The 6,304-nt window shown below is 41.8% G+C and carries 6 protein-coding genes; all 6 read right to left on the minus strand.

Annotated features, from left to right (window positions below):
* Positions 1-100: 100 nt before the first annotated feature.
* Positions 101-451: a hypothetical protein gene (locus tag VF06_RS38580; RefSeq protein WP_099072211.1), complete on the minus strand. Its 351-nt coding sequence runs from the start codon at positions 449-451 to the stop codon at positions 101-103.
* Between the two features lie 19 nt (positions 452-470).
* Positions 471-1,307, minus strand: coding sequence for a hypothetical protein (locus VF06_RS38585; RefSeq protein WP_099072212.1), 837 nt, complete (start codon positions 1,305-1,307; stop codon positions 471-473).
* Positions 1,308-1,318: 11 nt separating this feature from the next.
* Entirely contained in the window at positions 1,319-1,789 is a 471-nt protein-coding gene (locus VF06_RS38590) for a hypothetical protein (RefSeq protein ID WP_099072213.1), read from the minus strand.
* 17 nt (positions 1,790-1,806) lie between these two features.
* Complete coding sequence (locus tag VF06_RS38595; RefSeq protein ID WP_143874547.1) at positions 1,807-3,903, minus strand: hypothetical protein; 2,097 nt, start codon at positions 3,901-3,903, stop codon at positions 1,807-1,809.
* Between the two features lie 121 nt (positions 3,904-4,024).
* Entirely contained in the window at positions 4,025-4,492 is a 468-nt protein-coding gene (locus VF06_RS38600) for a hypothetical protein (protein ID WP_099076488.1), read from the minus strand.
* A gap of 1 nt (position 4,493) precedes the next feature.
* Positions 4,494-6,304 (minus strand): hypothetical protein (locus tag VF06_RS38605; RefSeq protein ID WP_218964551.1); only part of this gene is annotated, 1,811 nt, incomplete at its 5' end.

The raw sequence follows: 6,304 nt of genomic DNA on the forward strand, positions 1-6,304 counted from the left end.
AAAGCACGGTCTGCCATTTCTTCGCTACCCCAAATAGAGCGTATGCCCGTTATCAGGGATATGAATGTAGCAGCCAAAAGCAAAGCGGATTTTTTAGTCATTACCAGTGTGGTTTTTTGATTGGGATTTGTCCCCAAAGGCTAGTTGAACCGCCATTAGGCAAGTACACGTCTGTATATTCTTGTGCATCCAGTTCATACGGCTCTGATGTGATATGATTCTCAAATTCGGCACTTGGTAATGGGTCTGCCTGCGCTATCTCCATTTGAAGGAATTTACCCTGCACTACATCACCGTTGCTGTCTTTCAGATAACCGCATATCAGTTTAAAACGGCTGTCGTTCTCTGCCAATTCCTTTGCTGTCCATGCGTTTGTAAAAGTTTCGCCTGCTATTACTAGCGGTATGTCGTTCTTCGATTCAATAGGGAAAAATACCCGTTTGTTTGACATTGTTCTGATTTATGATTGTTTAGTAAAAAATTATGTCCAATACTAGCTTTACATTTTGCGGATCGGGCGCTAATATTGTAGGCAACCCCGAAAGCAAATTAGTAGAAAGCAATGTCAATGTTGCAGTGTTTGTTTGATTGATAATGAAACTAGCACTATTTGATGTAAGGGTGGTAACTGAAACTTGCGGTGAATTGCTTGTAGTGGCTCCTACTCTATATCCTGTTACTGCTTTAATCTTAAACGCTGTAGCACCTATATTGCTCATTAGGGTCGCAAAACTGATTGTAGGTGTTGCTGTCGATATGGTAAATGTATCTGTCATGGGCATACCATTTGAAGATATTAGCCCGTTCTTATCGTAAACCCTTGTCTTGCCTGATGCAGTTGCAGCAGCATTCCAGTTGTTTACATTGGTATATGTTATGGCCTTTACTGTTGCGCTTACCGTTGGGTCTGATTCTGTTATTGTAACTGCTCCCGTTTGTCCGTTAACACTAGATACAGGCGCGGTTTGCAAATACCTTCCATCGGATTGCGTTTTAGTATAGTAATTACCGAACTGGCTATTTGTAGCCGCTTGGTTATTGTTGATAGTAGTTTTCATTGCATTAATACTATCAGCCGCTACACTGGTTTTCATAAAGGTGGCATCGGCTGCATCCTTAGTATATACCGTTGTGCTAGTCGATGATGCCTTTATAGTGTTGTTGGGATCGTTGTTGTCTACCCATAATATTTTTGCCGTATTGCTCATTGTTACAGGCGCGGCATTGGTAGCGTTTACCCTGGTTGCTGATTGTGCCGAACCCAATAACGTACCTAAGAAAATGTAAGCCGTAAAGATGTATTTCATGGTTATAGATTTTAAAGGATTACAAATTTATCGTCACCTATGTACAGGAACTTTGCCGTTTCGTGTTCCGATAATAGCACATAGTTTGATTGCCCGTTAATAGTGCCGCTATTGTCTACGTTTACTGTAATGGTATTATTAGCGTGCGTTTTGACCACATAGAACATTTTACCCACCATTATTTCATCTGTTGGCAGTGTAGATGTGTTGCTATTTGAACTTGTATCTACAAGTATCACTTTGGCGTACTTTGGAACGCTGTAAGTGGTGTCGGCTGTGCTTTGAACGTATATAGTTGCCTGTGGATTAGCAGAGTTTGCAAGAGCTTCCCCAAATCCTGCGCGATCTACATTTAAAAAGCCATATACAGACATTAATTCTGAATGCGGGTCAGGATAGTTAGCCTGTAAGTAGGTTAGTATTTCTAACCTATCCGAGGGGCTTTTACTTTCCAAAATCATCATTAATTCGTAACCTGTCATAGTGATATATTTTGTTTTTATAAACCGTATGTATAATCTATTAATGCTCTCCAAGTAATATTAGTAGCAGCCAAGCCTTGTACATATACTTCAACGTTAGTACCTACTACCCGTGCTGATATGGTAACGCCATTTAAGGGTGCATCAGAAACCTGTGAGCCTACATTTACAAATCCGTTATTACTCACTGTTCCTGATGAATTTCTATATAAAAACGAGCGTATATAACGCGAGTAGCTATTACCGCTTTTACCTGTTACATCCATAAAAAAAGTTACAAAATCCCCATTATTAGGCAACGACATAGTATATATGGGTGTTATAGTAGCATCTGTTGTAGTTACATTAGCTTTAACAAGCGTTTTAAGCCCAAGTTTCACACTATCCAAACTAGGCTTTACCCTCTGTGCTAATGTATCAGCAAGACCAACAATAGTACTTTGCGCCTGTGTACCTGCATGGTTTGCGCGGTTGCGGTCGGCGGTGCTGGCATTATCGACATACGTTTTTACCGCATTCTGTGAAGGGTAAAGCAGGTTGGATGACCCTAAAGACGTGTTTGTGCTTTTATTGGCTAAATCTTCTGCATTCAAATATGTTCTTATATCAGCCACGTCACGCGTTTCTATTTCGCCGTTTGTAGACGCACCTTTTGATATTACAGGAAGTTCAAAGGCATCCGCTGTAGTAACATAGTCTTTCAATACAAGTTGGTCGTTAAGTACCAGTTTCCCGCTCATGGTATCGCCTGTCTTTGATACCTTGTTATTTATTCTGCTAGACAATGATGTAGTATCTACGCCATTTATGGTAGTTTTCTCCCAAATGCCTGTAGTTTCATTCCTTACAATGGCTTTATAACCGCCTGTGGTGTAATCGCTTGCAGTAGCCTTTATTTTAAGGTTATTGGTAATTTGGAAGCTATCTGCTAAGTTTCCTTCTCTCTTTAACGATACTATCGGGGCTACCTGTGAAGTATGCGCATTACCATTGATAAGATTGTATTTCGCATCTACTTGACCATTTCTTAAACCTAAAATATGTCCTCCAGTTGCATTACCTGAAAGTACAGTCATTGCGGTTTTATCTACGCCGCCTGAATTGTACCTGAATACTGTTTGGTTAAGTCCTGAACTAATATAGGTACCGCCGTTTACTTGTAGTCTATAATCGCCGCTATCCGCTTTGTTTATCCAAACTTCGCCGTCTGCTTCCAGGTTGTTAGTATGTATGTCACGCCTTGAAAAGATGCCCCATTTTTTGTTATTAGCCATAAAGTCAGAACGTGCCTTACTTGAATCAATACCCGTTAAGTAGTTTTCGCCATTGGGGGCGATGAACATACCATTGCGTAAATAATTTGGAGTACCATTGTTCTGAAATATACCCCATGCACCTTTCATAGGTCTATCCAGGTCATTATTTGACAGGTATATAGCAGCATTACCTGTATCTGCAATGTTGTCAATGTCTGATAATCGCCAACCTATCAGGTAGTCAACATCAAGATTAGACGACCCTGTAAGATTCATCAAATCTATCTGCCTGAACTTGGCAGATGTCGCCGCGCCTAATCCCATTCCGAAATATGCTGCTGCATATGGGATAGTACCGGATGACCCGTTTTGCGCCCCTATAGTGCTTGAAAATCCAATTGTTGTTGGGTGGGATGGGATTGTACCTGTGCCCCATGCTTGGGTATTGGCTGACCCCACTTGAGCATTAATGCTAATACCCCTTATTCCTGCGGCTGCACTGGATGAAGTTGTACGGGCAACCCTATTGAGTATGTTTATTGTAGTAGGCGCTGCTGCTACTGGATTGACTGAATCTTTGCTAATAACTAATGTAAAGCCATTAGCAATAGCTGCATTAGAAATAGTATCACCTAACACCAATACACGTCCGTTGATCGTCCCTTTTGTTCTAAATCCTGAATCCTGAATAGGAACGCGCGTAGCCCTTAGAAATTTAGACAAGCTATCTGTAAGCTGTTCTGTTGTGACACCGCCACCGCTGCCACCCTCAACCAAAATCACATTACCTGCCGCATCCGTACTTAACACCTGATTAGCTGCATTTTTCAGTCCGCCAAATATTACTTTGCCATCCATTCGCACACCCGCGCCTCTTATTTTGGTTGTATCCTCGGGGCGTGTAGCACCTATTTGTGTTGTGCCTTGCCCGTATGTAAATAAGGGCATAAATGCCAGTATGTATAGTAAATATCTCATGCTAAAAATATAGTCTTATTGTTACGTCTGACAATCCCTCTATTATGGGGCTTATTATCGTATCGTCTACCTGTGTAAAGTTCGCAGGGTTAAGGAATGCCGTTTCATAAGATAAGCCTTTTATTTCCTTGCCTTGTATTCTGGCATCCTGTATTGTGTCTGAACCATCGGCAATAACATCAATGTAGCGCAAAAAGCCCTGTGCGCCTGAAAGGTCTATCTTTCTTGTTTCGTATTCCCCACCGCCAACAGGAACGGCTACGGGGATAAATGAGCCATCAGGGAAACTATCGCCTTCCAGTAGCTCTAATTCTTGTATTTCCATATTTGAAATGCCTTGTATGTTAATTGGATTGCCCAAATGATCGGTAATAGCTTCGCCATCGTCTGTTATTAGGTATGCTACCTCTACATCTTCACCCCGCCAAATAAATATGCACCCACCGCATAATGATGCTAATACAGCCATATTAATCAGTTTGAACTACCCATCCTGCTGCGAGCATTTTATTTTTAGCCAAAATACCGTTACCACTCGGCGGTGCTGGGGGTGTTTGGTTTTTAATAAATATGTTCTTTGCGGGTGTGGGGTAAGTAAGTTTATTGGATAATACCACTAATATGTTATTGACATTCGCAACTGGCAGCGCATTTGCTCCGAAGTTCACCGCCCTTAGTACGCTCCATTTTAATGTGCCGTTTAAGTTCAGTGAGGTAAAGTCATAATCGTCCATATTGCAGCTAATGATCTGCATTTGCTCCAATACCATGTAGGCATCTTTTACCCAATCAGTATTGATGGTAACGCCTGAAAAATCAGCGTAGAATATAAACAACTCCTTTAGCTTGTAAGCATTGCCATACCCAACAAGGTTTTTAAGCACCGAATAATCAGCCCCGCCGTTGGGGTTAAATGGTGGCTGAAACTTTAGCCCCGTGCCCTCTATTGGTGTGCCTGCTACATTGTTTGGCGCCCACCAAAATGTTGCCGTGTATGTATTTTCTGCTGAATAGGTGTGTTGCTCAATATGGTAAGATGAATTAAAACCAAAGTTATTTGCTACCATAGGCGAACCATCCCCCCAATCCACCGCGCAATAAAACYSCCTGTGCTGGAACCTGTATTGCTGTGAAGCCGAAAAGGTTTCGACAGTCATTTCTATTTTCTTGGTGGCTATTACGTTCTCATTAGAGACGCGGTAGTTTTCCCCTTGTCCATTGGTGTAACGTAATGATGTACCCGACCTGCTGAATGTTCCCTTTAACCCCTGCTGTAGCTTTAGGCCTGCATTTAAATCAGCCGCGAAACCGTCAATATCTCCGTCACTCTCAAATACACGGGCATCAGGTACAACCGCAATACGGCTAAAACCGTCCTCCATGACGTTAAAAAAAACATTGAAAGGGTAAGGGCGATCAAACAACACAATCGTATCTGTACCAACGTAGGTAATACCCTGGTTTAGTTCAGCATCCCTTACCGTTACACTAGCCTGATACAACGGCGTAATGCCGTCCCTTGTAGGCAGTTCTATTTCTTCGTTGGTAATGAATGTTTGGGTATTTACGCAAAACTTATCGCAGGCCAATATATAGTTGAGCGCGTTTACTTCAAAGTCTGTTAAGTTCTCAAAATAGAACTCATACAGATTATAGGCATAAGACGTTACTTTTACCATCCTTTGCGCCTGTGAGATAAAATCCGATTCTTCGCGTTTTGGCTCAATGGCTCCAATCTTAAATGGGAATCTACGCCCGAAACCTGTGCTATGCTGCTCAAATAGTGTTTCTAATCGGTTGGTATCGCATGTGTATTCCAGACGCTCCGTACCCTCGTGTTCTTCTTTGAGGTCTATTACTTCACTCCTGAAAGCGGCTGTATTGATACCAYCGTAATCAATCTCTATTGCTACGCGGTAAAGACCCTCGTCATTTTCGTCGAAGTAGTCCGAAAACCTGAAATTGTACTGTAGGGTATTGTAGGCTACTGTATTGCCCTTATTGTCGTAGCCCTTATAAACACCTTTGTCAATATAAGAAACGTCTAAAACAAAGATGCTATTGCCCTCGCAGTCGGTTATACTGGCATTTACGTCAATGGCTGCTGCTGTAGTGTGAAACTGCAATACAATACCATCCCCAAGTGCTACTTTTTGCGTATATTTTTTACGCATGTAGTTTTGCTGATAAGGCAACCTGTTACTTAGGGTATCATGCCCCAAGAAAATATCATCGCCCATTACTTCATCGTTTACCTCAATCGCAGGGACTAAGGTAAGAC

Origin of the sequence: Nostoc linckia z4 (genome assembly GCF_002608075.1) — a bacterium.
In the GTDB taxonomy this organism is placed as follows: domain Bacteria; phylum Cyanobacteriota; class Cyanobacteriia; order Cyanobacteriales; family Nostocaceae; genus Nostoc; species Nostoc linckia.